Origin of the sequence: Salibacter sp., from assembly GCF_031581065.1 — a bacterium.
Taxonomy (GTDB): Bacteria; Bacteroidota; Bacteroidia; order Flavobacteriales_G; family Salibacteraceae; genus Salibacter.
On sequence record NZ_JAVLBN010000030.1, the window covers coordinates 1 to 25924 of the forward strand.

The 25924-nt window shown below is 39.9% G+C and carries 40 protein-coding genes; 36 read left to right on the forward strand and 4 right to left on the reverse strand.

The annotated features are described in order from the left end of the window. Positions 1 to 438, forward strand: a 438-nt coding sequence (locus RI557_RS08040) for a hypothetical protein (protein ID WP_310683165.1), incomplete at its 5' end; no start/stop codon positions are given. 31 nt (positions 439 to 469) lie between these two features. Here RI557_RS08040 and RI557_RS08045 read toward each other — a convergent pair. The 4 genes from RI557_RS08045 to RI557_RS08060 are packed head-to-tail and all read right to left on the reverse strand — an operon-like array spanning position 470 to position 5347. Next, positions 470 to 1072, reverse strand: coding sequence for a TlpA disulfide reductase family protein (locus tag RI557_RS08045; protein WP_310683167.1), 603 nt, complete (start codon positions 1070 to 1072; stop codon positions 470 to 472). 11 nt (positions 1073 to 1083) lie between these two features. Further along, the gene (gene murA / locus RI557_RS08050) at positions 1084 to 2391 is read right to left on the reverse strand and encodes a UDP-N-acetylglucosamine 1-carboxyvinyltransferase (protein WP_310683169.1); all 1308 of its coding nucleotides are present in this window, start codon (positions 2389 to 2391) and stop codon (positions 1084 to 1086) included. A gap of 6 nt (positions 2392 to 2397) precedes the next feature. Then, positions 2398 to 3009 (reverse strand): DUF4290 domain-containing protein, encoded by a 612-nt coding sequence (locus RI557_RS08055; protein ID WP_310668335.1) that lies wholly within the window; start codon positions 3007 to 3009, stop codon positions 2398 to 2400. 43 nt (positions 3010 to 3052) lie between these two features. Continuing rightward, positions 3053 to 5347 carry a UvrD-helicase domain-containing protein gene (locus RI557_RS08060; RefSeq protein ID WP_310683171.1) on the reverse strand — a complete coding sequence of 765 codons (2295 nt, stop codon included), beginning with the start codon at positions 5345 to 5347 and terminating at the stop codon, positions 3053 to 3055. Between the two features lie 237 nt (positions 5348 to 5584). Between RI557_RS08060 and rpsL the strand changes: the two genes are divergently transcribed. The 35 genes from rpsL to RI557_RS08235 form a co-directional block, all read left to right on the forward strand. Further along, the gene (rpsL, locus tag RI557_RS08065; protein ID WP_151166235.1) at positions 5585 to 5959 is read left to right on the forward strand and encodes a 30S ribosomal protein S12; all 375 of its coding nucleotides are present in this window, start codon (positions 5585 to 5587) and stop codon (positions 5957 to 5959) included. A gap of 24 nt (positions 5960 to 5983) precedes the next feature. Beyond that, positions 5984 to 6451, forward strand: a complete 468-nt coding sequence (gene rpsG, locus RI557_RS08070; RefSeq protein ID WP_310668333.1) for a 30S ribosomal protein S7 — start codon at positions 5984 to 5986, stop codon at positions 6449 to 6451. Positions 6452 to 6475: 24 nt separating this feature from the next. Beyond that, positions 6476 to 8611, forward strand: coding sequence for an elongation factor G (gene fusA, locus RI557_RS08075; RefSeq protein WP_310668332.1), 2136 nt, complete (start codon positions 6476 to 6478; stop codon positions 8609 to 8611). 12 nt (positions 8612 to 8623) lie between these two features. Next, on the forward strand, positions 8624 to 8929 hold the full coding sequence (gene rpsJ, locus RI557_RS08080) for a 30S ribosomal protein S10 (protein ID WP_310668331.1): 306 nt from the start codon (positions 8624 to 8626) through the stop codon (positions 8927 to 8929). A gap of 13 nt (positions 8930 to 8942) precedes the next feature. After that, a complete protein-coding gene (gene rplC / locus RI557_RS08085) occupies positions 8943 to 9560 on the forward strand; it encodes a 50S ribosomal protein L3 (RefSeq protein ID WP_310668330.1) in 618 nt (205 codons plus the stop codon). Next, positions 9560 to 10186, forward strand: a complete 627-nt coding sequence (rplD, locus tag RI557_RS08090; RefSeq protein ID WP_310668329.1) for a 50S ribosomal protein L4 — start codon at positions 9560 to 9562, stop codon at positions 10184 to 10186. The genes rplC and rplD overlap by 1 nt, the downstream gene beginning before the upstream one ends. Before the next feature lie 11 nt (positions 10187 to 10197). Continuing rightward, positions 10198 to 10488: a 50S ribosomal protein L23 gene (gene rplW / locus RI557_RS08095; protein WP_310668328.1), complete on the forward strand. Its 291-nt coding sequence runs from the start codon at positions 10198 to 10200 to the stop codon at positions 10486 to 10488. Positions 10489 to 10524: 36 nt separating this feature from the next. Continuing rightward, positions 10525 to 11352, forward strand: a complete 828-nt coding sequence (gene rplB, locus RI557_RS08100; RefSeq protein ID WP_310668327.1) for a 50S ribosomal protein L2 — start codon at positions 10525 to 10527, stop codon at positions 11350 to 11352. Further along, positions 11352 to 11633: a 30S ribosomal protein S19 gene (gene rpsS / locus RI557_RS08105; protein ID WP_310668326.1), complete on the forward strand. Its 282-nt coding sequence runs from the start codon at positions 11352 to 11354 to the stop codon at positions 11631 to 11633. The genes rplB and rpsS overlap by 1 nt, the downstream gene beginning before the upstream one ends. Before the next feature lie 5 nt (positions 11634 to 11638). Continuing rightward, a complete protein-coding gene (rplV, locus tag RI557_RS08110) occupies positions 11639 to 12040 on the forward strand; it encodes a 50S ribosomal protein L22 (RefSeq protein WP_151166226.1) in 402 nt (133 codons plus the stop codon). 1 nt (position 12041) lies between these two features. After that, complete coding sequence (rpsC, locus tag RI557_RS08115) at positions 12042 to 12740, forward strand: 30S ribosomal protein S3 (RefSeq protein WP_310668325.1); 699 nt, start codon at positions 12042 to 12044, stop codon at positions 12738 to 12740. Positions 12741 to 12760: 20 nt separating this feature from the next. Then, positions 12761 to 13180: a 50S ribosomal protein L16 gene (gene rplP / locus RI557_RS08120; RefSeq protein WP_151166224.1), complete on the forward strand. Its 420-nt coding sequence runs from the start codon at positions 12761 to 12763 to the stop codon at positions 13178 to 13180. 11 nt (positions 13181 to 13191) lie between these two features. Then, positions 13192 to 13386 carry a 50S ribosomal protein L29 gene (rpmC, locus tag RI557_RS08125; RefSeq protein WP_310668324.1) on the forward strand — a complete coding sequence of 65 codons (195 nt, stop codon included), beginning with the start codon at positions 13192 to 13194 and terminating at the stop codon, positions 13384 to 13386. A 10-nt stretch (positions 13387 to 13396) separates the two neighbouring features. Further along, positions 13397 to 13651, forward strand: coding sequence for a 30S ribosomal protein S17 (gene rpsQ, locus RI557_RS08130; RefSeq protein WP_310668323.1), 255 nt, complete (start codon positions 13397 to 13399; stop codon positions 13649 to 13651). 19 nt (positions 13652 to 13670) lie between these two features. Then, on the forward strand, positions 13671 to 14039 hold the full coding sequence (rplN, locus tag RI557_RS08135) for a 50S ribosomal protein L14 (RefSeq protein WP_151166221.1): 369 nt from the start codon (positions 13671 to 13673) through the stop codon (positions 14037 to 14039). A gap of 10 nt (positions 14040 to 14049) precedes the next feature. After that, entirely contained in the window at positions 14050 to 14373 is a 324-nt protein-coding gene (gene rplX / locus RI557_RS08140; protein ID WP_310668322.1) for a 50S ribosomal protein L24, read from the forward strand. Further along, positions 14370 to 14915, forward strand: coding sequence for a 50S ribosomal protein L5 (gene rplE, locus RI557_RS08145; RefSeq protein ID WP_310668321.1), 546 nt, complete (start codon positions 14370 to 14372; stop codon positions 14913 to 14915). The genes rplX and rplE overlap by 4 nt, the downstream gene beginning before the upstream one ends. A gap of 9 nt (positions 14916 to 14924) precedes the next feature. After that, a complete protein-coding gene (gene rpsN / locus RI557_RS08150; protein WP_151166218.1) occupies positions 14925 to 15194 on the forward strand; it encodes a 30S ribosomal protein S14 in 270 nt (89 codons plus the stop codon). Between the two features lie 15 nt (positions 15195 to 15209). Beyond that, positions 15210 to 15611 carry a 30S ribosomal protein S8 gene (rpsH, locus tag RI557_RS08155; RefSeq protein ID WP_151166217.1) on the forward strand — a complete coding sequence of 134 codons (402 nt, stop codon included), beginning with the start codon at positions 15210 to 15212 and terminating at the stop codon, positions 15609 to 15611. A 10-nt stretch (positions 15612 to 15621) separates the two neighbouring features. Further along, positions 15622 to 16176: a 50S ribosomal protein L6 gene (rplF, locus tag RI557_RS08160; RefSeq protein WP_310683174.1), complete on the forward strand. Its 555-nt coding sequence runs from the start codon at positions 15622 to 15624 to the stop codon at positions 16174 to 16176. A 9-nt stretch (positions 16177 to 16185) separates the two neighbouring features. After that, on the forward strand, positions 16186 to 16539 hold the full coding sequence (gene rplR / locus RI557_RS08165; RefSeq protein WP_310668319.1) for a 50S ribosomal protein L18: 354 nt from the start codon (positions 16186 to 16188) through the stop codon (positions 16537 to 16539). A gap of 6 nt (positions 16540 to 16545) precedes the next feature. Further along, positions 16546 to 17064, forward strand: coding sequence for a 30S ribosomal protein S5 (gene rpsE / locus RI557_RS08170; RefSeq protein WP_310668318.1), 519 nt, complete (start codon positions 16546 to 16548; stop codon positions 17062 to 17064). Between the two features lie 10 nt (positions 17065 to 17074). After that, positions 17075 to 17254 carry a 50S ribosomal protein L30 gene (gene rpmD / locus RI557_RS08175; protein ID WP_310668317.1) on the forward strand — a complete coding sequence of 60 codons (180 nt, stop codon included), beginning with the start codon at positions 17075 to 17077 and terminating at the stop codon, positions 17252 to 17254. Positions 17255 to 17273: 19 nt separating this feature from the next. After that, on the forward strand, positions 17274 to 17720 hold the full coding sequence (rplO, locus tag RI557_RS08180; RefSeq protein WP_310668316.1) for a 50S ribosomal protein L15: 447 nt from the start codon (positions 17274 to 17276) through the stop codon (positions 17718 to 17720). Positions 17721 to 17723: 3 nt separating this feature from the next. Continuing rightward, entirely contained in the window at positions 17724 to 19061 is a 1338-nt protein-coding gene (secY, locus tag RI557_RS08185) for a preprotein translocase subunit SecY (protein WP_310668315.1), read from the forward strand. A gap of 17 nt (positions 19062 to 19078) precedes the next feature. Further along, positions 19079 to 19297, forward strand: coding sequence for a translation initiation factor IF-1 (gene infA / locus RI557_RS08190; protein WP_310668314.1), 219 nt, complete (start codon positions 19079 to 19081; stop codon positions 19295 to 19297). A gap of 8 nt (positions 19298 to 19305) precedes the next feature. Beyond that, entirely contained in the window at positions 19306 to 19422 is a 117-nt protein-coding gene (ykgO, locus tag RI557_RS08195; protein ID WP_151166209.1) for a type B 50S ribosomal protein L36, read from the forward strand. Positions 19423 to 19428: 6 nt separating this feature from the next. Beyond that, positions 19429 to 19806: a 30S ribosomal protein S13 gene (gene rpsM / locus RI557_RS08200; RefSeq protein ID WP_151166208.1), complete on the forward strand. Its 378-nt coding sequence runs from the start codon at positions 19429 to 19431 to the stop codon at positions 19804 to 19806. Positions 19807 to 19825: 19 nt separating this feature from the next. Next, a complete protein-coding gene (gene rpsK, locus RI557_RS08205) occupies positions 19826 to 20209 on the forward strand; it encodes a 30S ribosomal protein S11 (RefSeq protein ID WP_151166207.1) in 384 nt (127 codons plus the stop codon). 19 nt (positions 20210 to 20228) lie between these two features. After that, the gene (gene rpsD, locus RI557_RS08210) at positions 20229 to 20834 is read left to right on the forward strand and encodes a 30S ribosomal protein S4 (protein ID WP_310683177.1); all 606 of its coding nucleotides are present in this window, start codon (positions 20229 to 20231) and stop codon (positions 20832 to 20834) included. Between the two features lie 28 nt (positions 20835 to 20862). After that, positions 20863 to 21855, forward strand: a complete 993-nt coding sequence (locus RI557_RS08215; RefSeq protein ID WP_310668312.1) for a DNA-directed RNA polymerase subunit alpha — start codon at positions 20863 to 20865, stop codon at positions 21853 to 21855. Between the two features lie 45 nt (positions 21856 to 21900). Next, complete coding sequence (gene rplQ, locus RI557_RS08220) at positions 21901 to 22515, forward strand: 50S ribosomal protein L17 (RefSeq protein ID WP_310683179.1); 615 nt, start codon at positions 21901 to 21903, stop codon at positions 22513 to 22515. Between the two features lie 77 nt (positions 22516 to 22592). Further along, positions 22593 to 23711 (forward strand): glutamine-hydrolyzing carbamoyl-phosphate synthase small subunit, encoded by a 1119-nt coding sequence (gene carA, locus RI557_RS08225; protein WP_310668310.1) that lies wholly within the window; start codon positions 22593 to 22595, stop codon positions 23709 to 23711. A gap of 8 nt (positions 23712 to 23719) precedes the next feature. Then, the gene (gene eno, locus RI557_RS08230) at positions 23720 to 25006 is read left to right on the forward strand and encodes a phosphopyruvate hydratase (RefSeq protein WP_310668309.1); all 1287 of its coding nucleotides are present in this window, start codon (positions 23720 to 23722) and stop codon (positions 25004 to 25006) included. Between the two features lie 99 nt (positions 25007 to 25105). After that, the coding region (locus RI557_RS08235; RefSeq protein ID WP_310683181.1) for a citrate/2-methylcitrate synthase at positions 25106 to 25924 on the forward strand (819 nt) is incomplete at its 3' end.

The following is a 25924-nucleotide window of genomic DNA, read 5'->3' on the forward strand; positions in this document are numbered from 1 at the left end:
ATTAACCTGTATTTATCTATGCAAGACATGAAGACTGGTGAAGATGAAAAAACATGTTTAGATCATCGAACATGCATCTGTAGACCTTTTACAGAGCAAGAATACAGAAATATAAAGAATACAATCAGTATTAATACAGAAACACATTACGGCTACCAAAGAAATAAGTTCAATAATAGGGGCTGTTATTATGAAATAGAAAGTACGCTCTCTGGTGGTGCTAAATATTTTAGCAAGAGTTTAAAAGAAAGCATTTTATACTTAGAAAACAATCTTGAGGAAATAGAATTTAATGGAGATACTTATTCAAGTTGTTTTTTGTATGAAAATAGAGATAATAATGGAACATTAGACAGCCTTTGCATCCAAAAAGGAACGGGTATGATTGCTCTATGGATAGGTAAAGATGTTTGGATGAGAGAGGATTTGGTGGAGTAGTTTTTAGAAGACAGTCCTTGTTTTGGTCTTTTTAAAATGAAGTCACGTACTCATCCATAGTGCGGTGAAGTAGTGGACCTCTAAGGTTTTTTGCTACAATAATTCCATCAGCATTGATGAGAAAGTTGGTAGGTATTGCACGAACACCGTATCTCGATGCAGGTTCAGAGTTCCAAAACTTGAGGTCGCTCACATGGTATTTCCATGTGAGGTTATCCTGCTCAATGGCCTTTTCCCATGAACCTTTGCTTTTGTCGAGCGATACGCTGTAAATCGTGAAGCCGTCTGCATCTTCGAACTCTGCATCTTTATATTTTTCGTAAGCCTTTACGAGGTTGGGGTTTTCTCTTCGGCAAGGTCCGCACCACGATGCCCAAAAGTCGATGAGAACCATTTTTCCTCTGAGATCAGAAAGAGCAATTTCTTTTCCATCCGGTGTTGGGAGGTTAATTTCTGGTGCCAGGTCGCCTACATCAGTTCCAACGTCCGGTTCTGACTGTGATGAAACATCAGGAGGAGTGGTACTTACTCTAACCGGCTCTGACTGTTTTGTTTTTGCTGCGTCTTTGTTCACGAAAGAGCAGGCTACAACAGAGAAAAGTGCGGTGAGGAATAAATATGCTGTCGGTTTCATAAGTTGTTCTTTTAGTCAATTCGTTTGATACGAGCTCCAAGTGCCTGGAGGCGTTTATCGATATACTGGTATCCGCGATCGATTTGTTCGATGTTGTGGATGTGGCTCGTTCCCTCAGCCGATAATGCTGCGATGAGGAGCGCCACACCTGCACGAATATCAGGTGATGTCATGCTAATACCACGCAATGGAACTTGCTTATCGAGCCCAATAACTGTAGCCCTGTGCGGATCACAAAGAATGATTTGAGCACCCATATCAATCAATTTATCCACGAAGAATAAACGACTCTCAAACATTTTTTGATGCACGAGTACGCTACCTTTCGCCTGTGTAGCCACAACGAGCACGATACTCAATAAGTCTGGCGTGAAACCCGGCCATGGTGCATCTGAAACGGTAAGAATCGACCCATCGATGAATTGGTCGATTTCGTAATGGTTTTGTTTTGGAATAATGAGATCATCATCGCGCCTTACAATTGTGATTCCAAGTCGGTTAAAGACCTGGGGAATCATTCCCAGTTGATCGTAGTGAACATCTTTAATTGTGATTTCACTATTCGTCATTGCTGCCATTCCGATGAAACTACCGATCTCAATCATATCCGGAAGACAGCAGTGCTCCGTACCATGTAGTTCTTTAACTCCTTCAATCGTGAGCAGGTTAGAGCCGATTCCGCTGATCTTGGCTCCCATGTTCACCAACATATTGCAAAGTTGCTGAAGGTATGGTTCACAGGCAGCGTTGTAAATCGTTGTTTTGCCCTTGGCCATTGAGGCCGCCATTACGATGTTAGCCGTTCCGGTTACTGATGCTTCATCGAGGAGCATGTAAGTTCCTTTTAGCTTTGCTGCTTCAGTTTTATAGAAGTTGGTGTTAGAGTCGTATTCGAAGTTTGCTCCCAGCTTTTGAAGACCTTCAAAGTGTGTGTCTAATCTGCGTCTGCCGATTTTATCTCCACCCGGTTTTGGGATATACCCTTTTCCAAAACGAGCCAAAAGCGGACCAACGATCATGATTGAACCTCTAAGTCCGCCACCTTTTTCTTTGAACTCGGGTGTTGTGAGGTATTCGATATCGACTTCATCAGCCTGGAAAGAGTAGGTATCGTCATTAAGTTGCTCAACTTTAACACCGAGCGATTTGAGCAGATCGATGAGTTTGTTGACATCCCTGATGTTTGGGATGTTTGAAATAGTGACTTTTTCTGGAGTGAGCAATACAGCATTTAAAACCTGTAGAGCTTCATTTTTTGCACCCTGAGGCGTTATTTCTCCTTTTAGTTCACGGCCTCCTTTGACTTCAAATACACCCATTTGTTATTAGCGATTTCTGTGTTTGCGGTTTTTCTTGTGCGGACGTTTTTTGTTTGGCTTGTTGCTTCTCAAAATGTCATAAGTATCAGTTAAATCTGCACCTTCAGGCTTTTTGAGCTCACCTCCCGATAACATTTTAACGTGATTCCAAATATCGTCATCATTTACTGAGTCGCGGTTCCACACAAGGTAGAAACGTTTCATCAGGTTGGCAATTGTCTTGATAAGCGCATCTTTCTCTTCGCCCTCAGGATAATCAGTTGCTTTACCTATCATTCTTTCGATGACTTTGCCGTAATGGCGAAATCGAATATTGTTTGATGGATAAGAAACTCTATCTGGCTTGCTTTCAAACTCAACCTTGTTCGGTTTGGGATAAGGTGAATCGCAGTCGAGTTGATAATCGGCCATAACGTGTAGGTGATCCCACAATTTATGTTGATAATCATCTATTTCACGCACCTCAGGATGCATTTGCTCCATCAACTTCACGATAGATCGTGCTGCTTTATTCTTCTCTTCCTTGTCTTCAATTGTGAGCGTGTAATCAACCATGTCCTGAATATTTCGGCCGTATTCAGGGAGTACGAGGTGCTTTCTCGTAGTATTGTACTTCATAAGAATATAATTGTGCCTCAAAAATAGGCTTTTAACTGAGAAATTAGTTCAATATTTTTAGTTTGGCAAACTTTAATAAAAGTTGCTTTTTGCCGTGTTGCTCAAAATCGACAACTGCTTTGCGGTTTCCTGATACTTCGATTGAAACAACAGTTCCGCGTCCAAAGCGGCCGTGTTCAACCTCCATGCCTTCTCTCAGGTTTGCTGTGTCATCACCTTTAAAGTTTGAAGTATCAGTTTTAGGAACCCTCATCATTTTTTGGCGCGGAGGTGTTACACTTTTCCTTTGAGTTGGAGCGCTTCGGTCAGATCCACCACCCATTGAAGAGCCCCAGTCACCTTTCGATTCAAACGGATTTTTGCTGGGTTGGTTTGGTGTAACGCCAGATGCATCGATGAAGTCGGTATCTATTTCCTGGAGGAAGCGACTCGGTTCGCAGTGTATGAGGTTTCCCCATTTGTAACGGCTTCGTGCAAAGGACAAATAGCATCGCTCTTCTGATCGTGTCAATGCCACGTAAAACAATCTTCGCTCTTCTTCGAGATCTGACCGTGATTGAGTTGACATTTGTGAAGGGAACAATTCTTCTTCCATGCCCACGATAAAAACATTGGGAAACTCAAGGCCTTTAGAAGCGTGAATGGTCATGAGTGTCACCTTGTTTTGATCTTCCTCACTGTCCTGGTCCTGATCAGTTAGCAACGGAATGTCCTGAACAAATGACGGCAGATCTTTTTCGTTTTCAGCTTCGTCATCTTCAACGAATTCCTTCATCGAGTTGAGAAGTTCCTGAATGTTTTCGTAGCGAGCTACGCCTTCAGCACTTTTATCGTTGTGGTGTTCTTTTAAAATGCCGGTGCTTTTTGCGATTATAGTTCCGGTATCGTAAGCATTTTTTTTCTCGGCCACATTCTGGAACGATTTAATGAGCTCAGCGAATTGCGCGATTTTGTTTCGAGCCGATCCGGGTATGTTAACACTGTGAGCGGGGAGTGTATTGATGAGCTCCCATAGCCCCACATCATTTTCATTTCCGTAGAGAGTGAGTCGGTCGATTGTCGTTTTCCCTATTCCTCTTTTTGGGTAGTTGATCACTCTTTTTAAGGCATCTTCATCTTGTGGATTTATTACCAGCCTAAAATACGCGAGAAGATCTTTGATTTCCTTTCGCTGGTAAAAGCTGAGTCCACCATAAATCTTGTACGGGATATTGAGTTTGCGCATGGCATCCTCCATAGCCCTTGATTGAGCATTTGTCCTGTAGAGAATAGCAAAATCGCTGTATTGAGTATTGTGTGTTGAGTGCAGAGCATAAATTTCATGAGCTACGTTTAGCCCTTCTTCATTATCGCTCAGAGCCTGGGTTAGCTTGATCTTCGTACCTGAATCGTTGCTTGTCCACACATTCTTTTTGAACTGCTCCTGGTTTTTGTCGATAAGACTATTGGCAGCTTCTACAATATTTTGGGTTGAGCGGTAGTTCTGTTCGAGTTTGAAAGTCTCGGTATCGGGGTAATCCTTTTTAAAGTTGAGGATGTTTTGAATGTTGGCTCCGCGGAAAGAGTAGATACTTTGCGCATCGTCTCCCACAACACAAATATTTTCGAAACGAGAAGCGAGTGCTTTTACAATAATGTATTGTGAGAAGTTGGTATCCTGATACTCGTCTACGAGAATATATCTGAACTTTTCCTGGTACTTAAACAACACCTCAGGGAAATCGCGGAGTAAGATATTTGTTTTAAATAGGAGGTCGTCAAAGTCCATTGCACCAGCTTTGAAAAGTCGCTTATCGTAAATTTCATAAATCCTGCAGATTTCTGGTTTTTTTGACTGGGCGTCTTCTTTTGCAAGAGTTGGATTGTCCTTATAAGCCTGCGGACTCAACAGGTTGTTTTTTGCCGATGAGATACGATTTTTAACGAGGTTGGGTTTGTAAACCTTATCATCCAGGTTTAGATCCTTAATGATTTGCTTGACCAGTCTCTTTGAGTCATCAGAGTCATAGATGGTGAAATTTGAAGGGTAGCCAATCTTTTCAGCTTCAGATCGCAGGATTCTGGCAAAAACAGAGTGAAAAGTTCCCATCCAAATCGATTTAGCTGTACTTTCGCCCACTATTTTTCCAATACGCTCTTTCATTTCACGGGCCGCTTTATTGGTAAATGTGAGTGATAGAATATTGAATGGAGGCACTCCTTTGTTAATAAGGTGTGCAATGCGGTAAGTTAGAACTCTTGTTTTACCTGATCCGGCTCCTGCTAAAACCATAACTGGGCCTTCAGTTTGTTCAACTGCTTTTCGTTGTTCTTTGTTTAGTTCTTCTAGATAATTCACGCTGCAAAAGTATAATTCGGTTCTGACTGTAGAGAAGAGTATTGAAAATAGGTGACAAATATGGCGAAAAAGCCCTCGAAAGTGAGGGCAGTAGCCTAAATAATTGATAAATTTACACTTATCTCATTTTTTTTGAACTGGTTATTGTTTTTAAATTATAATCATGTACATTTGCACCCCGCTTAAAATCGGTGGGAATTATATTATTTGATAGAATTAACTGTATTATAACTGAATATGCCAACAATTCAGCAATTAATTAGAAAAGGACGTAACAGAAGAGTACAGCAAAGTAAATCTGCTGCACTTGCTTCTTGTCCACAGAGAAGAGGTGTTTGTACACGTGTTTACACGACAACACCTAAGAAACCGAATTCAGCAATGCGTAAAGTTGCGCGTGTTCGATTGACGAATGGTAATGAGGTGAACGCTTACATTCCGGGTGAAGGTCACAACCTCCAGGAGCACTCTATTGTGCTTGTACGTGGTGGTCGTGTGAAGGATTTGCCAGGTGTGCGTTATCACATTGTTCGCGGAGCACTCGATACTGCAGGTGTTGAAGGAAGAACACAGAGAAGATCAAAGTACGGTACAAAAAGGCCGAAGAAGTAAGAATTGAACTTATTCTAAGATAACATGAGAAAAGCAAAAGCGAAATTAAGAGAGGTAGATCCTGATCCACGTTATCAGGATACGTTAGTAGCTAAATTCGTAAACAACTTAATGTTGCAAGGTAAGAAGAGTTTAGCTTACCGGGTATTTTACGAGGCTATGGACGTGATGGAAGAAAAGTCTGAAGAGGGAGCGTTAGCAACCTTTAAAAAGGCTGTTGAAAATGTTACTCCACAAGTTGAAGTACGCAGTAGAAGAGTGGGTGGCGCAACATTCCAAATTCCTCAGGAAGTTCGTACCAGTCGAAAAATTTCACTCGCTATGAAATGGATAGTGAAGTTTTCACGCGCAAGAAGCGGCAAGTCAATGGGGCAAAAACTCGCAGAAGAGTTGTTGGCAGCCTCAAAAGGCGAAGGCGGTGCATTCAAGAAGAAAGAAGATACTCACCGTATGGCTGAAGCGAATAAAGCTTTTTCTCACTTTAGATTTTAAGAACCCAAGCGAAGGCTTACTGTTATGGCAAAAAAGAGAGACCTCAGATTTACGAGAAACATTGGAATTTCAGCTCACATTGATGCGGGTAAAACCACAACAACTGAGCGCGTTTTATACTACACCGGGTTGAGCCACAAAATTGGTGAAGTTCACGATGGTGCTGCTACCATGGACTGGATGGAGCAGGAGCAGGAAAGAGGTATTACAATTACTTCTGCTGCAACAACAACATTTTGGAAGTACCCAACTAAACAGGGTGAGCTGCTTCCTAATACGGAGGAATACCGTGTTAATATAATTGATACACCAGGTCACGTTGACTTTACTGTTGAGGTAGAGCGTTCAATGCGTGTACTCGATGGTGCTGTTGCTCTATACTGTGCTGTTGGTGGTGTTGAACCACAATCTGAGACTGTATGGAGACAGATGGACAAGTACGAAGTTCCACGTTTGGGTTTTGTAAATAAAATGGATCGCCAGGGCGCTGATTTTTTCAAAGTTGTTGAACAGGTTCGTGAAAGATTGAGCGGAAACCCTATGCCTTTGCAAGTTCCTATAGGAGCTGAAGATACATTTAAAGGAGTAGTTGATCTTATCAGCAATAAAGCGATTTTATGGAATGAAGAAGATCAGGGTATGACTTACACTGAATCTGAAATTCCAGAAGATCTTAAAGAGACTGCTCACGAATGGAGAGGTAAGCTTGTAGAAGCTGTTGCTGAAACTAATGAAGAGCTTCTAGAGAAATTCTTTGAAGATGAGAACTCTATCTCAGAGGAAGAAATGATTGAAGCGATTCGTCAGGCAACTGTCGAAATGAAGATCATTCCGATGATGTGTGGTTCTGCATTTAAAAACAAAGGTGTTCAGGCACTTCTCAATGCAGTTATCGAATTCCTTCCTTCACCACTTGATGTTGGTGCGATTGAAGGGATCAATCCAGATTCAGAAGAACGGGAATCACGTGAGCCTTCAAAAGATGAGCCAATGGCATCATTAGCATTTAAAATCGCTACTGATCCTTTTGTTGGTCGTCTTTGCTTCATGCGTTGTTACTCTGGCTCTATTCAGGCAGGATCTTATGTTACAAACATGAGAACCGGTAAAAAAGAACGTATCTCAAGACTGTTCCAAATGCACTCTAATAAGCAAAACTCAATTGAAGAGTTACATTGTGGTGATATTGGAGCAGCTGTTGGATTTAAAGATATTAGAACAGGAGACACCCTATGTGATGCTAAGCATCCTATCGTGCTCGAATCCATGGAATTTCCTGATCCGGTTATCGGGTTGGCTATTGAGCCAAAGTCTTCAAAAGACGTTGATAAGTTAGGTGTTGCCCTTTCAAAACTCGCTGAAGAGGATCCAACATTTACAGTAAAAACTGATGAAGATTCAGGTCAAACTGTAATTGAAGGTATGGGTGAGCTTCACCTTGAAGTACTTGTTGATCGTTTGAAACGTGAGTTTAAGGTTGAGGTTAGCGAAGGAGCTCCACAGGTTTCTTACAAGGAAACAATCAAAGGAGCTATCGATCACCGCGAGGTTTACAAGAAGCAAACAGGTGGTCGTGGTAAATTTGCTGATATCGACATTACGATTGAACCACGAGATGACGATGAGCAGGGATTAGAATTTGTGAATACAATTAAAGGTGGTAACATCCCAAGAGAATTTATCCCATCTGTTGAAAAAGGTTTCAAAGACGCTATGGAAAATGGTGTTCTTGCAGGATACCCAATGGACAGGATGAAGGTTACTCTTAAAGATGGTTCATTCCACCCTGTGGATTCAGACCAGTTGTCATTCGAAATGGCAGCTAAGCTTGCTTACCGTACAGCTTTACCAAAAGCTAAGCCGGTAATTCTCGAGCCTGTTATGAAGGTTGAAGTTATTACACCAGAAGAAAGTATGGGTGATATAGTAGGAGACCTTAATAAAAGACGAGGACAGGTTGAAGGAATGGATTCAAGAGGTGGAGCACAGGTTGTTACAGCAATGGTTCCTCTTTCTGAGATGTTTGGCTATGTGACTTCGCTCAGAACCATATCTTCAGGACGAGCTACATCAACAATGCAGTTTGATCATTACTCTGAAGTTCCTTCAGGAATTCAAGAGGAAATTATTGCAAAATCTAAAGGAAACGTTACAGCATAATTTGGTTTAAGCATGGCTCAGAAAATTAGAATAAAATTAAAATCATACGATCACAACTTGGTTGACAAGTCAGCTGAGAAGATTGTAAAAACGGTAAAGTCAACCGGAGCAGTAGTTAATGGTCCGATCCCTTTACCAACCAGAAAAAAAATCTACACGGTATTACGTTCTCCTCACGTGAATAAAAAGTCGAGAGAACAATTCCAGTTGAGTGCCTACAAAAGATTGATGGACATTTACAGTTCATCATCTAAAACAGTTGATGCACTCATGAAATTGGAACTGCCAAGTGGAGTTGAAGTAGAAATTAAAGTATAATAATTCGATTGTGATGTCAGGAATTATTGGTAAAAAAATAGGAATGACTAGTATCTTCGATGAAAACGGGAAAAATATTCCCGTGACTATTGTCGAAGCTGGTCCATGTGCTGTAACTCAGGTTAAGACTGAAGACACTGACGGATACAAAGCCTTGCAGCTCGCTTACGGTGATCAGAGTGAAAAGAATGTATCTAGTGCTATGCTGGGTCATTTTAAGAAAGCGAAGACTGCACCAAAAAGAAAGGTCATTGAATTCCGTGACTTTGATGGAGATTACAAAGTTGGTGACGAAGTAAAAGTTGACATTTTCGAAGAAGGTGAATTCATCGACATCGTTGGAACATCAAAGGGAAAAGGTTTTCAGGGTGTAATGAAGCGTCACGGATTTGCTGGTGTTGGAGACAGAACACACGGTCAGGGTGACCAGGAAAGAGCTCCAGGATCTATCGGTGCAGCTTCTGATCCAAGCCGTGTTTTCAAAGGTGTTAAAATGGCCGGAAGAACAGGTGGTTCTCGCGTTAAGACTCAAAACCTTAAGATAGTTAAGGTTCTGACCGAGAAGAATATGGTATTAATAACTGGTTCAGTTCCCGGGCCAAATGGTTCATACGTAATTGTAGAGAAGTAATGGAACTAAAAGTACACGATAAAACTGGAAAAAGTACTAGCTCAAAGGCTAAGTTGAGCGACTCTATTTTTGGGGTTGACTTCAATGAGCATGCTGTTTATCTCGATGTTAAGCAGTATCGTGCTCAACAGAGACAAGGTACTCACAAAGCAAAAGAGCGCGCAGATATTGCGGGTAGTACGAAGAAGATCAAAAGACAAAAGGGTACAGGTACAGCCCGTGCTGGTAGTATCAAGTCTCCTATCTTTAGAGGCGGTGGACGCGTATTTGGTCCAGCTCCTAGAGATTACAGCTTTAAGCTCAACAAGAAAGTGAAACGCGTAGCACGTAAAAGTGCATTGAGTGCCAAGGCAAAATCAGATAGCATAATGGTTATCGAAGATCTTTCTTTTGAGTCGCCAAAGACAAAAGATTTTGTGTCAGTACTGAACAATATGGGAGCTGCCGATAAAAAGTCCCTAATCGTACTTGGAGATGCAAATAAAAATGTATATTTGTCGGCCCGAAATTTGAAGGGGGTTAAAGTAATAAGTGCTTCGCAGCTAAATACCTATGATATAATGGAAGCAAAAGCGCTTATACTTACGAAAAGTTCTATTGAAATTATTGAAAACACACTAAGTTAAGCAACACAGCGATGAGTATATTGCTTAAGCCGATAATCACGGAAAAAATGACCAACGAAAGTGAGCTTAGAAATAAGTACGCTTTTAAGGTTCAACGTGAGGCAAACAAGATTGAGATTAAAGATGCTGTAGAAGATGCTTACGGTGTAACAGTTGAAACTGTTAATACGATGGTTCATCCGGGTAAAAGCAAAACACGCTATACCAAGACTGGAATCATTGATGGAAACACCGGAACTTATAAAAAGGCGGTTGTCACTATTAAAGATGGTGATGTGATCGACTTTTACAGCAACATTTAAGAGTATTTAAAGAAACCATTAGACGAAGAAGATGTCATGGCAATAAGAAAGTTAAAACCGACTACGCCCAGTCAGCGTTATCGAGTTGTGAGTTCGTTTGATACGATCACAGCTGATAAACCTGAAAGAAGTTTGTTAGCACCGATTAAAAAATCAGGTGGACGTAACAACCAGGGTAGGATGACTGTTCGTTACAGAGGGGGCGGTCACAAAAGACGTTACCGTATTATCGACTTTAGAAGGGATAATGACGGTGTTAAAGGTACTGTTGAATCAATACAGTACGATCCAAACAGATCAGCACGTATTGCACTTGTGAAATACGGATCTGAAAAAAGGTACATTATAGCTCCGGCCGGCCTTAAAGTAGGTCAATCTATCATTGCCGGTAAAGAAGCTACGCCTGAAGTTGGAAATGCCATGTTCATTGGTGATCTCCCATTAGGTACAATTATTCACAATATAGAGCTTCGCCCTGGTCAGGGTGGGAAGTTAGCCAGAAGTGCCGGTTCTTATGCACAGTTAGTAGCAAAAGACGGCAAGTATGGTGTTATAAAACTTCCCAGCGGAGAAACCAGATTAGTTTTAAAGACTTGTAAAGCGACTATCGGGTCAGTAAGTAATTCTGACCACGCTCTTGAAGTAGGCGGTAAAGCTGGTCGCTCTAGATGGTTAGGTAGAAGACCTCGTACAAGAGGTGTTGCTATGAACCCAATCGATCACCCAATGGGTGGTGGTGAAGGTCGCGCCTCAGGTGGTCACCCACGTTCTAGAAACGGTGTTCCAGCTAAGGGTTACAAGACTCGTAAACCTAAAAAGGCGACTAACAAGTATATCGTTGAACGCAGAAAAAATAAGAGATAATGAGTAGGTCACTTAAAAAGCCGCCCTTTGTACATTACAAGTTAATGCAAAGAGTAGAAGAAGCTCAGGAGTCAGGTAAAAAATCTACGATTAAAACCTGGGCAAGAGCCTCGATGATTACACCAGACTTTGTTGGTTTAACGATCGCGGTATACAACGGCAATAAATTTATCCCTGTATTTGTTACGGAAAACATGGTTGGTCATAAATTAGGTGAATTTGCTCCTACTCGAAACTTCCGTGGCCACGCAGGTAACCGTAAAGATAAAGGTAAAAGGTAATTGCTATGGGAGCTAGAAAAAGATTAAGAGCAGAAAAAATAAGAGAGGAAAGAAAAGACCTTTACCTCGCGAAACTTAACAATTGTCCAACATCTCCTCGTAAAATGCGTCTTGTTGCAGATTTAGTTAGAGGAAAAGATGTAAACGAAGCAGCAGCTATACTTCAGTTTAGTAAGCAAGATGCTTCAGGCCGTATTGAAAAGCTATTGAGAAGTGCACTTGCTAACTATGAGCAAAAGACTGAGAGCAGTTGGGAAGATGCTGATCTTTATGTTAAAGAAATAAAAGTTGATAGTGCCAGAATGTTAAAACGTATTCAACCAGCACCTCAGGGAAGAGCTCATAGAATACGCAAACGTTCAAATCACGTGACTTTAATCCTGGACACTAAAAGCAAAGAGAATTAGAATGGGACAAAAGACGAATCCAATAGGTAATCGATTAGGAATCATTAAAGGTTGGGACTCTAACTGGTATGGTGGTAATGACTATGGTGACAAGCTCGCTGAAGACCACGACATTCGCAGATATCTCAATGCTCGCCTCAGAAAAGCCAGTGTTGCCAAGATTATAATAGAACGTACCCTTAAACTTATAACTGTCACTATTCACACCGCACGTCCTGGTATTATAATCGGGAAAGGTGGTCAGGAAGTTGATAAGTTGAAAGAAGAGCTTAAAAAGCTAACTGGGAAAGATGTTCAAATCAACATACACGAAATTAAGAGACCAGAATTAGATGCTCGTCTTGTTGCAGATAGCATTTCGCGTCAAATTGAAGGACGTATTTCATTTAGACGTGCAACTAAAATGGCAATTGCCAGTACGATGAGAATGGGTGCAGAAGGCATTAAAGTTAGTATCTCTGGTCGATTAAACGGAGCAGATATGGCTCGTACAGAAATGTACAAAGATGGTCGTACGCCATTGCATACATTCAGAGCCGATATCGATTATGCTCTATCAGAAGCTCATACCACATATGGCCGTATAGGTGTCAAGGTATGGATTTGCCGTGGAGAGATTTACGGTAAAAGAGATCTATCTCCAAATGTTGGTGTAAGTAACCAACGCGGAGGTAAAGGGAAATTTAGAAAACGCAAGTAACGTACAACAAATAGGCTGAGATGTTACAACCAAAAAAAGTAAAGCACAGAAAAGTACAAAAGGGTCGAATTAAAGGTAATGCTACCAGAGGTGCAGAAATCTCATTCGGATCTTTTGGAATTAAGACACTTGAACCAGCTCGTATAACTTCGAGACAAATTGAAGCTGCGAGGATTGCTATGACGCGTTACATGAAAAGGGAGGGTCAGGTTTGGATCCGCATTTTCCCAGATACGCCTATCACTAGCAAACCAGCAGAAGTAAGGATGGGGAAAGGTAAAGGTGCATTAGATCACTGGGTAGCTAAAGTTAAGCCAGGAAGGATTTTATTTGAACTAGATGGAGTAAAGCAAGAAATTGCTCAGGAAGCACTTCGCCTGGCTGCACAAAAGTTACCTGTTAAAACTAAATTTGTTGTACGTAGAGACTACGTTGGTTAATCTTTAAAATAATGAAGCAATCAGAAATAGTTCAATTGACAAAGGACGAGATCATCGAAAAGCTCGAGAACGAAGGCGCTGCTCTAGAGCAGTTAAAGATGAACCACTCCGTATCTCAACTTGAAAATCCGATGGAAATACGCGCAAAGAGAAAAACAATTGCGCGATTGAATACAGAATTGACTAAACGCGAACTCAACGGATAACTGAATCGCCATGGAAAGAAATTTAAGAAAAGAAAGAATTGGTGTTGTAACCAGCGATAAAATGGATAAATCCATTGTGATCGCAGTAGAGCGTAAAGTGAAGCACCCAATGTATGGAAAGTTTGTGAAAAAGACTTCCAAGTTCGTTGCGCATGATGAAAAAAATGACTGCGGTATTGGTGATACAGTACGTATCATGGAAACAAGACCGTTGAGTAAGCGCAAGAACTGGCGTTTGGTTGAGATTTTGGAAAAAGCAAAATAATATTTGATACTGGGCAACCATGATACAGCAAGAAAGTAGATTAAAAGTTGCAGATAACAGCGGAGCGAAAGAAGTTCTTTGTGTTCGCGTATTAGGCGGAACAAAGAGAAGATACGCTTCTATAGGAGACAAGATCATAGTATCTGTTAAAGATGCTATGCCAAATGGAAACGTTAAAAAAGGTGCCGTTTCTCCAGCTGTTGTTGTACGTACAAAGAAAGAAGTTAGAAGGCAAGATGGTTCTTACATCAGATTTGATGACAATGCCGTTGTTCTTCTCAATCCTACTGGAGAAATGAAAGGTACCAGGATATTTGGTCCAGTAGCACGTGAACTTCGTGAAAGACAGTTTATGAAAATTGTTTCACTAGCTCCAGAGGTGCTTTAAAATTTAGATCATGAGAAAAAAACTACATATCACGGTAGGCGACACTGTAAAAGTTATTGCCGGTAATGAAAAAGGCAAAACAGGAACAGTAAAAGAGATTTTTAGAAAAAATGACAGAGCTACAGTTGATGGTGTTAACATGATTAAAAAGCACCAAAAACCTTCAGCAACTAATCCTCAGGGAGGAATTGTTGAAACTGAAGCTGGAATTCATATCTCTAATCTAATGGTAGTAGACTCTAAAGGAGATGCTTCAAGGATTGGAAGAAGAAAAAACTCTGAAGGAAAATTAGTGAGATATTCTAAGAAAAGTCAGGAGGAAATTAAGTCATGAGTTACCAACCAAGATTAAAAAAGAGCTACCTTGAGGAAGTTTCTCCTAAGCTTAAGGAACGCTTTAGCTACAGTTCAGTAATGGAAATACCAAGACTGAAAAAAGTAATATTGAGTCAGGGTATAGGTAAAGCAACTGCTGATAAGAAATTAATCGAAAAAGCAGTAGAAGAACTTACTGATATTGCAGGTCAAAAAGCAGTACCTACGTATTCTAAGAAGGATATCTCAAACTTTAAGTTGAGAAAAGGTATGCCAATTGGAGCTCGTGTTACATTGAGAGGTGACATGATGTATGAATTTGTCGATAGATTAATCGCAGTTTCGCTTCCCAGAACTCGTGACTTCAGAGGAGTTAATAAGAAACTTGACGGTAGAGGAAACTACACTCTGGGAGTAAAAGAACAAATCATATTCCCTGAGATTGACATTGATAAAGTATCACATATAAATGGGCTGGATATCACTTTTGTGACATCAGCTAAAACGGACGAAGAGGGCTTTGCATTATTAGAAGCTCTTGGATTACCATTTAAAAAATAGAATTCGATTATGGCAAAAGAATCGATGAAAGCACGAGAGAGAAAACGTGCAAAGATGATTGAAAAATACGCTGAAAAAAGAGCGCGACTTAAGGAAGAAGGAAAATGGGAAGAGCTACAAAAGCTACCAAAGAATTCTTCACCGGTCAGAGCACACAATAGATGCAAGATCACAGGTCGCCCAAGAGGATACATGCGCCAGTTTGGTTTGTCGCGTGTAACCTTTAGAGAAATGGCAGTCAAAGGTTTAATACCAGGAGTAACCAAAGCAAGTTGGTAAAAAATAGCGAATAGAATGAATACTGATCCAATAGCAGATTACTTAACGCGTGTACGTAACGCGGCACAGGCTAAACATAAACTTGTAGAAATTCCATCTTCAAATATGAAGAAGGAAATGACAAAGATTTTGTTTGACAAAGGATACATCCTTAACTACAAGTTTGAAGACGACAATGGGCCTCAGGGAACCATCAAAATCGCTTTGAAATACGATGGTAAAACAAAAGAGTGTGCATTCCGCAGCCTCAAGAAAGTCAGTAAGCCAGGTTTGAGAAAATATACCGGTAAAGATGATTTACCAAGAGTACTCAACGGCTTAGGAATAGCTATCATGTCAACTTCCAAAGGGTTGATGACTGAAAAAGAAGCGAAGTTACATAATGTTGGTGGTGAAGTAATTTGCTACGTTTACTAAAGATATTATTATGTCAAGAATAGGATTATCACCTATAAAATTACCAGATGGTGTCGATGTAAAAGTCGACAACAATATCGTAACAGTTAAAGGCTCAAAAGGTGAGCTCACTGAAAAGTACGATACTTCAGCAGTTTCGATTAAAGTTGAAGACAATGAGATTGTTCTTGAGCGTAAAAGCGAAGACAAAGATCACAAATCAAAACATGGTTTGTATCGAGCATTGCTTCAAAATGCTGTAGTAGGTGTAACTGAAGGTTACAAGAAAGAAATGGAACTTGTAGGTGTAGGTTACCGCGCAACTGCACAGGGTCAAAACCTCGAGCTATCATTAGGGTTTTCACACAACATCGTGTTTCAGCTCCCTAAAGAAGTAAAAGTAACCGCAGTTTCTGAGCGTGGTAAAAATCCACTTGTAACTTTGGAGTCTTATGATAAGCAGTTAATTGGAATGTGTGCTGCTAAATTGAGATCACTCAGATCACCTGAGCCTTACAAAGGAAAAGGTATTCGTTTTGTTGGAGAACATATTCGCAGAAAAGCTGGTAAAGCAGCTGCTAAATAAAATTGACCTATGGCTATCTCGAAGTTAGAAAGAAGAAATAAGATAAAGAGAAGAATCCGTAAGTCACTATCAGGTGATGCGGAAAGACCAAGGCTTTCTGTGTACAGAAGTAATAAAGAGTTTTATGCTCAAATCATCGATGATAAAACTGATAAGACTATACTTTCAGTTACATCTTTGAATGTTAAAGAAGCACACGGAATTCCTAAAAAAGAACAGGCTAAAGTGATTGGTAAACTAGCCGCTGAAAAAGCTGTTGAAGCAGGTATTAATAAAGTTGTATTTGACCGTAATGGTTACCTCTATCACGGTAGAGTTAAAGCATTCGCAGATGCAGCCAGAGAAGCTGGTTTAAAATTTTAAGATATTATGGCTAAAACAAACATAAAGAAAGTTAAATCCAGCGATATCGAGCTCAAGGACAAGCTCGTAAACATTCGCAGAGTAACGAAAGTAACAAAAGGTGGTAGAACCTTTGGCTTTTCAGCAGTTGTTGTAGTAGGTGATGAGAACGGTGTTGTTGGACACGGATTGGGAAAAGCAAAAGAAGTTACGACTGCTATCTCCAAAGGTATTGACGATGCTAAGAAAAACCTTATTAAAGTACCTGTTATCAACGGATCAATACCACATGCTCAGCTAGGTAAGTACAGCGGTGCAAGCGTTTACATTCAACCAGCATCACACGGTACCGGAGTAATTGCAGGTGGTGCTATGCGTGCAGTACTTGAGAGTGTAGGAGTTACAGATGTACTCGCAAAGTCTAAAGGTTCATCTAACCCTGCAAACGTTGTAAAAGCAACAATTGATGCACTAGCACAACTCAGAGATGCTTCTACAATCGCACAAACTAGAGGCATTAGTATTGACAAAGTATTTAACGGATAAAGATATCCTCATGGCAAAAATTAAAATAACTCAAAAGCGCTCTTCAATCAAGAGACCACAACGTCAAAAAAGAACGTTACAGGCCCTTGGTTTGAAAAAGATCAACCACAGTGTTGAGCACGAAGCAAATCCTCAAATTGAGGGAATGATTAGAAAGGTGAATCACCTTATCGAAGTTGAGAAAGTTTAATCGCACAATAAGATAACTGATGGAATTACATAATTTAAAACCGGCTAAAGGATCTGTTCGTAAAAGCAAGCGTATTGCACGTGGTGAAGGTTCTGGTAATGGTGATACAGCTACCAGAGGACATAAAGGAGCGAAATCTAGATCTGGTTACAGCCGCAAATTAGGATTTGAAGGAGGCCAAATGCCACTTCAACGCAGACTTCCTAAATTTGGTTTCCACAACATTAACCGTGTTGCATATAAACCTATAAACCTCGATTCAATTTCTCAATTAGCTGAAGCTAAGAAATTGGATGAAATTAAAGTTGAGGACTTTATTGCTAATGGAATGGCTGATCGTCACGATAAAATCAAAGTTTTAGGACGTGGTGAACTTAAGTCTAAAGTTTCCGTTCAAGCACATAAATTTTCTAACACCGCACGTAAAGCCATTGAAGATAAAGGTGGCGAAGCAAAAAACGTTTAGTAGATGAAACGCCTTTTTGATACCATAGCAAATATATTTAAGATTGAAGAGCTCAGAGATCGAATTCTTTTGACCCTGGGCCTCATTCTTGTTTACAGACTTGGATCTTTTGTTGTTCTTCCAGGAGTCGATCCTATCGTACTGGAGGAAGCATCTGAAGGAGCTACAGGTCTTGCAGCATTGTTGAACATATTTGCAGGAGGTGCCTTTTCCAGAGCATCTGTATTTGCCTTAGGTATCATGCCTTACATTTCTGCATCGATTATTATGCAGCTTCTCGGTATTGCCGTGCCAGCAGTTCAAAAGATGCAAAAAGAAGGTGAGAGCGGTCGTAGAAAGATTACCCAATACACCAGGTTTTTGACCATTGCTATTACAGCAGGTCAGGCGCCCGGTTATTTAGCTACACAAGTTCCGGATGCAGCAATTGTCAATCCGGGCTTTATGTCCTTTACTTTACCGTCAATTGTTATTCTCACAGCCGGAACATTGTTTGTAATGTGGCTCGGAGAGAAAATAACTGACCGCGGAATTGGAAATGGAATATCTTTAATCATCATGATCGGAATTATAGCCGGTTTACCAACCGCTTTCTTGTTTGAATTTGACAAACAAATGGGCGATGGTGGCGGAGGTCTCGTGATCATTTTGATAGAGGTTTTAATTCTTTTAGTTGTGATATTACTGACTGTCCTCCTTGTACAGGGTGTGAGAAGAGTTCCTGTGAACTTTGCTCGAAAAGTTGCGGGTGGACAACAACAAGCTCAGGGAGCTCGCCAGTACATTCCATTAAAAGTGAATGCATCAGGTGTTATGCCAATTATCTTTGCTCAGGCTCTGATGATGATACCGATTACACTGGTGAACTTTTCACAAAGTGAGGATTTAACCGGATGGGCATCACTTTTCAACGATATTAGTGGATTTTGGTATAACCTGATTTTTGCTGTAATGATTATTTTATTCACTTATTTCTATACAGCAATCACAATCAATCCACAGCAAATGGCAGACGACCTCAAAAAGAATAATGGATTCATTCCAGGAGTTCGTCCAGGTCAGGATACGAGTAATTTCCTCGATAATGTGCTTTCAAGAATAACCCTCCCGGGTGCAGTATTCCTCGCTTTTATAGCAATTTTACCAGCATTTGCAATTAATGCCGGAGTTTCTAATAACTTTGCACTCTTTTTCGGAGGAACTTCACTATTAATTATGGTTGGAGTTGTTCTCGATACATTACAACAAATAGAGAGTTATTTGTTGATGAGACATTACGATGGATTAATGAAATCAGGAAAGTTGAAGGGAAGAGCTTCAGCTTTTGGAATGGCAGGATAAAAATTTAATTAGAATATATGGCAAAACAATCTTCTATAGAACAAGATGGGACAATAATTGAAGCTTTGTCTAATGCGATGTTTCGTGTAGAGTTGGAAAATGAGCACGTGATTACCGCACACATTTCTGGAAAAATGAGAATGCATTACATTAAAATTTTACCAGGTGACAAGGTCAAAGTAGAAATGTCTCCTTATGATCTTTCAAAAGGAAGAATTGTTTACCGCTATAAATAAACCAGAATATGAAAGTAAGAGCATCACTTAAAAAGAGAAGTTCTGATTGTAAAATTGTACGCAGAAAGGGTAGACTTTACGTGATCAACAAAAAGAACCCTAAGTTTAAACAACGTCAAGGATAATTTACTATGGCAAGAATTGCAGGAGTTGACTTACCCAAACAAAAAAGGGGTGTAATTGGATTGACTTACATCTACGGAATCGGTCTTTCTACTTCAAAAAGAATATTGAAAGAATCAGGTGTTGATGAAAGTATCAAGGTAGAAGACTGGAATGATGACCAGTTAGCTAAGATTAGATCTTTCATCAATGATGAGCTGAAAGTAGAAGGAGCTCTTCGCTCTGAGGTTTCTATGAACATCAAACGCTTGATGGATATCGGATGCTACAGAGGAGTTCGCCATCGTGCAAGTCTTCCACTACGTGGACAGCGTACGAAGAATAACTCAAGAACAAGAAAAGGTAAGCGTAAAACAGTTGCTAACAAGAAAAAAGCAACCAAATAGTAATTTGATTTAGTTGGATATGGCAAAATCAGCAGCAAGAAAGAGAAAAGTAAAAGTTGATCCAATAGGTCAAGCTCATATTCATTCGTCATTTAATAATATCATTATTTCATTGACGAATGCTTCTGGTCAGGTAATTTCCTGGTCATCTGCAGGGAAACAAGGTTTTAGAGGTTCTAAAAAGAACACACCTTATGCAGCACAGGTAGCCGTTCAGGACTGCGCTAAGATTGCTTACGAAGCAGGTTTGAGAAAAGTTAAAGTTTATGTGAAAGGTCCAGGCTCAGGCCGTGAGTCAGCAATTCGTACCCTTCACAATAGTGGTATTGAAGTAAGTGAGATCATTGACATTACTCCTTTACCTCATAATGGATGTCGCCCACCAAAGCGCAGAAGAGTATAATTTAAAAGAAATTTAGATCATGGCTAGATATAGAGGACCAAAATCGAAAGTAGCAAGACGCTTTAAAGATCCAATCTTTGGACCTGACAAAGTTTTAGAAAGAAAAAACTACGGTCCGGGGCAACACGGAAACTCAAGAAGAAGGGGAAAGCAATCTGAATATGCTATTCAGCTTGCTGAAAAGCAAAAAGCTAAGTACACCTACGGAATTCTTGAGCGTCAATTCCGCAAGATGTTTGAAAAAGCATCAAGCATTAAAGGTATTACTGGTGAAAACCTTTTACAGCTTTGTGAAGGTCGTTTAGATAACACAGTTTTCAGATTAGGAATTGCACCAACTCGAAGAGCTGCTCGTCAATTCGTTAATCACAGACACATCACGGTTAATGACGAAATCGTAAGTATTCCTTCTTACGAAATGAAACCTGGTGATGTTATTGCTGTAAGAGAAAGATCCAAATCACTTGAAGCTATTACTGAATCTGTTCACGGTACTAATAGAAGTTACCCATGGTTAGAGTTTGATAAATCATCTCTAAAAGGTAAATTCTTGAGTATACCTACAAGAGAGGATATTCCAGAGAATATTAAAGAACAGTTGATTGTCGAGTTGTACTCGAAATAATAGCTTATAAATTTAAAGTTAAGTTGCAATGGCAATATTAGATTTTCAAAAGCCCGATAAGGTAATAATGAATAGCTCGGATGATTTCCGAGGTGAGTTTGAATTCAGACCACTAGAGCCGGGCTATGGAATTACTGTAGGTAATGCCTTGAGACGTATTTTACTCTCGTCTCTTGAAGGTTATGCTATAACCAATATCAAAATTGAAGGCGTTGACCACGAGTACTCTACGATTAAAGGCGTAATTGAAGATGTTACTGAACTTGTTCTCAATCTTAAACAAGTTCGTTTTAAGCAACAAATTGAAGATACCAATACTGAAACTGTAACAGTTAAAGTTGATGGTAAAAAACAATTCACTGCTGGCGATATCGGCAAGTACACTTCAGCTTTCCAGGTATTAAATCCTGATCATGTTATTTGTAACATGGACGAAAGCGTGTCGATTCAGGTTGATGTAACAATTGGTAAAGGCCGTGGTTACGTTCCAGCCGAAGAGAATAAAAATGAAAATCCTCCTATTGGAGAAATTGCCATTGACTCTATCTTTACTCCTATAAGAAATGTAAAATACGCGATTGAAAACTATCGTGTTGAACAAAAGACCGATTACGAAAAACTCGTATTCGATATAGAGACTGATGGTAGTATCCATCCAAAAGATGCTCTCAAAGAAGCTGCTAAAATTCTTATCCATCACTTCATGTTATTCTCCGATGAGAAAATCACACTTGATGATGAAGAAAAATCAGCTGAAGAAGAGTTTGATGAAACTTCACTTCACATGCGTCAGTTGCTCAAAACTAAGCTGACTGATTTAGACCTTAGTGTCAGAGCTCTCAATTGCCTCAAGGCAGCTGAAGTAGAAACACTTGGAGATCTTGTACAATACGAGCGCAACGACCTGTTGAAGTTTAGAAATTTTGGAAAGAAATCACTTACTGAACTCGATGAATTGATTGACAGAAAAGGGTTGGAGTTCGGTATGGATCTATCCAAATACAAATTAGATAAAGATTAATAGCATTACGAAGAAGCTTTTAGGGCTTCCGAAAACCTCGAATCAATGAGACACAAAAAGTCTTTTAATCATTTAGGAAGAAAAGCAGGCCACAGAAGGGCAATGCTTGCAAATATGGCTTGTTCTTTAATCGAGCATAAAAGAATTGTAACAACTGTAGCAAAAGCTAAAGCTTTGAGAGGATATGTTGAGCCAATGATTACACGCTCTAAAACGGATTCTACTCACTCGCGTAGAATTGTTTTTAAACAACTCCAAAGTAAGGATGCTGTATCTGAACTTTTCAGATCCGTAGCACCTAAAGTTGCTGACAGGCCAGGAGGTTACACACGTATCATCAAGACCGGCTTTCGCCAGGGTGATGCTGCTGAGATGTGCCTTATCGAATTAGTTGACTTCAATGAAGTTTACGGTAAAGAAGAGAAATCTTCTAAACCAAAAACTAGAAGAAGCCGTAGAGGCGGTGGTAGCAAGAAATCAACTCAGAATAAAGCAACTGAAAAAGCTGCTGAATCTGGATCTGACCAAAAAGATGAAAAGGCTACTGAGACTAAGGCTGAGTCTAAAAAAGCTGACGATAAGAAAGAAGAAAAGCCTAAGAAAGAGGCTCCAAAGTCTGAAGCTAAAGACAATAAAAAAGATGATAAATCATCAGAATAATACATTGATGACATAAATGTTATTTAAAAAGGATAGGGCTTTTAGTTCTGTCCTTTTTTTGTATAAATATTTTTACAATGCAGTTTAAGTTTAAAGATCAGGCAGTTTTATTGCTAGAAGATGGAACCACTTTCTATGGTAGAGGTTTTGGAATTAAAGGTAAAAGCTCTGGAGAAATTGCTTTTAATACAGGAATGACGGGGTATCAGGAAATTTTCACTGATCCTTCATATTTCGGTCAGATCCTTGTCATGACTCCGTCACACATCGGGAATTACGGCATCCATCCAGAGGAAGTTGAATCCGATTCAGTCAAAATTTCTGGACTGGTTTGCAAAGAGATATCAGATATCTACTCAAGACCAGCCGGGATTGAAACTGTACACAAATATTTTGAAAAGAATAATATTGCCGGCATTTGCGATGTGGATACACGTGCTCTCGTGCGTCACATTCGTGATAAAGGAGCAATGAACGCAATCATTTCAACTGATGAGTTGGATATTGACAAGCTCAATGAAATGATGAAAGAGGTTCCGAGTATGCAAGGTCTTGAGCTTTCTTCTAAAGTTGCCTGTAAAGAAGCTTATGAGGTTACGACCGAAAACGAAGAATTCAAAGTGGCGATGTTAGACTTTGGGCTTAAACAAAATATTTTCAGGAGTCTTGTGGAGAGAGGTTGCCGAGTAAAAGTATTCCCAATGACTTCTACACTCGAAGAAATTAAGGCATGGAATCCTGATGGTTTTATGCTTTCTAATGGCCCCGGAGATCCGGCAGCTATGAAGAGCTCAATAGATTTAGTGAAGGAAATCCTAAGCGTGGACAAACCTGTGTTTGGTATTTGCCTTGGACACCAGTTAATGGCGCTTGCAGAGAATCTTTCTACAGATAAAATGTATAACGGTCACAGAGGAATTAATCATCCTGTAAAAAATCTGGAAACAGGCAGGGGTGAGATTACTTCTCAAAACCACGGATTTGTCGTGACAAAAGAATCTGTTGAGAAAAACGATGATATTGAAGTGACTCACATTCACCTGAATGATGACACAATCCAGGGATTGAAATGGAAAAATAAACCTGCATTTTGTGTCCAGTTTCACCCTGAAGCATCAGCCGGACCAAACGACTCAAAATACTTATTTGATCAATTCACAAACTTAATGCGTGAGCACAAAGCAGCGCTAGTATAAAATCTATTATGGGACAATTAGTAAGGTTAATTGGAAGACAAATTCTCGATAGTAGAGGAAATCCAACAGTTGAAGTTGATGCTATAACCAATACCGGAGCTGTTGGTAGTGCTGCAGTTCCATCTGGAGCATCTACAGGTGTTCATGAAGCAGTTGAACTCAGAGACAACGACAAGACTCGTTTCTTAGGAAAGGGTGTTTTAAAAGCTGTTGAAAATATCAACGGTATATTAAATGAGGAGCTACAGGGCTTTAACGTATCTGACCAGGAAGGAATCGATCGTATGATGATTGAAATTGATGGAACAGAGAACAAAGCAAATATTGGAGCTAATGCCATCCTGGGAGTTTCGCTTGCAGTAGCAAAGGCCGCAGCAATTGATCACGGTTTACCGCTTTACAAATACGTTGGAGGGGCTTACACGAGTGAGCTTCCTGTTCCAATGATGAATATTTTAAACGGTGGAGCTCATGCAGATAATAAAATTGACTTCCAGGAATTCATGGTAATGCCATTTGGAGCAAAGTCATTTAGCGAAGGACTTAGATGGGGAACTGAAATTTTTCACCACCTCAAGCAGGTTTTAAAAGATGGAGGCTATTCAACTAATGTAGGTGATGAAGGAGGTTTTGCCCCAAACCTAAAGTCGAATGACCAAGCTATTGAAACTGTTATAAAAGCAATAGAAAAAGCAGGGTTTAAACCAGGAGATGATGTTTACATCGCTATGGATGCTGCTGCTGCAGAGTTTTACGATAAAGACAAAAAGAAATATATCTTGAAAAAATCAACCGGTGATGAACTTTCTTCCAGTGAGATGGTTAATTATTGGAAGAGTTGGATAGACAAATATCCAATTATCTCAATTGAAGACGGATGTGATGAAGATGACTGGGAAGGTTGGAAGTCATTAACTGAGAAAATTGGGAACAAGGTTCAGTTAGTAGGTGACGACTTGTTTGTTACAAACACAGAACGCCTCGTGAAAGGTATTGAGACAAATACAGCGAATTCAATTTTGATTAAAGTGAATCAAATAGGAACTTTAACAGAGACAATTGAGGCTGTACAGATGGCTCACAAAAACGGTTACACATCGGTGATGAGTCACAGAAGCGGAGAAACAGAAGACACTACTATTGCTGACCTGGCGGTTGCATTGAACACAGGTCAAATCAAAACAGGTTCGGCCTCGCGATCTGACCGAATTGCGAAATATAACCAGCTATTGAGAATAGAACAGGATCTTGGAGGCAACGCTTATTATCAAGGGAAGTCCTTTAAGTTTTGTTAATCAAATTGAGCTTTTATAAGACAATTTGATTTGTTAAATTCGCAAAGCTTTCAGCGAAAGCTGTATCAACATATATTTAAATAAAAACGTTCTACAAAAATGAGTGAATTTGCAGAGTTAAAATTAAACGGAAATTCTTATCAGCTCCCTCTTGTTACAGGAACTGAAAATGAAACTGGTATTGACATTGGTAAATTACGCGCTCAAAGTGGTGCAATTACTATTGATCCGGGTTTCAAAAACACAGGTTCTACCAAGAGTGAGATCACATATTTAGATGGTGAAAATGGGATTTTACGTTACAGAGGATATTCGATTGAGGATTTAGCAGAAAAATCAAATTTCCTCGAAGTTACGTACCTGCTCATTCACGGTGAACTTCCAACAAAAACTCAATATGATGAGTTTACAGGTAGCATTCAAAACCACACGATGATCCACGAGGATATGCGTAAAATTTTAGAAGGTTTTCCTTCTAATTCGCATCCAATGGGTGTTTTATCATCTTTGGTTTGTTCAATGACTGCTTTTTATCCTGAATCTCTCGATCCAAATAGATCATGGGAAAAGGTAAACATGAGTATCGTTCGTATTTTAGCTAAACTGCCAACTATGGCAGCGTGGGCTTATAAAAACGAACAAGGTCATCCTGTAAACTATCCAGATAACAGCCTTAATTACACTGAGAACTTCCTCAAAATGATGTTCGCTGTACCGGCTGAAGATTTTGAGGTTGATCCTGTTGTTGCTGATGCATTGGACAAGTTGTTAATCCTTCACGCAGATCACGAACAAAACTGTTCAGCATCTACAGTACGTATCGTTGGATCATCTCACGCAAGTCTTTACGCTTCAATCTCTGCAGGTATTAATGCTCTTTGGGGGCCACTCCACGGAGGTGCTAACCAGGCAGTAATC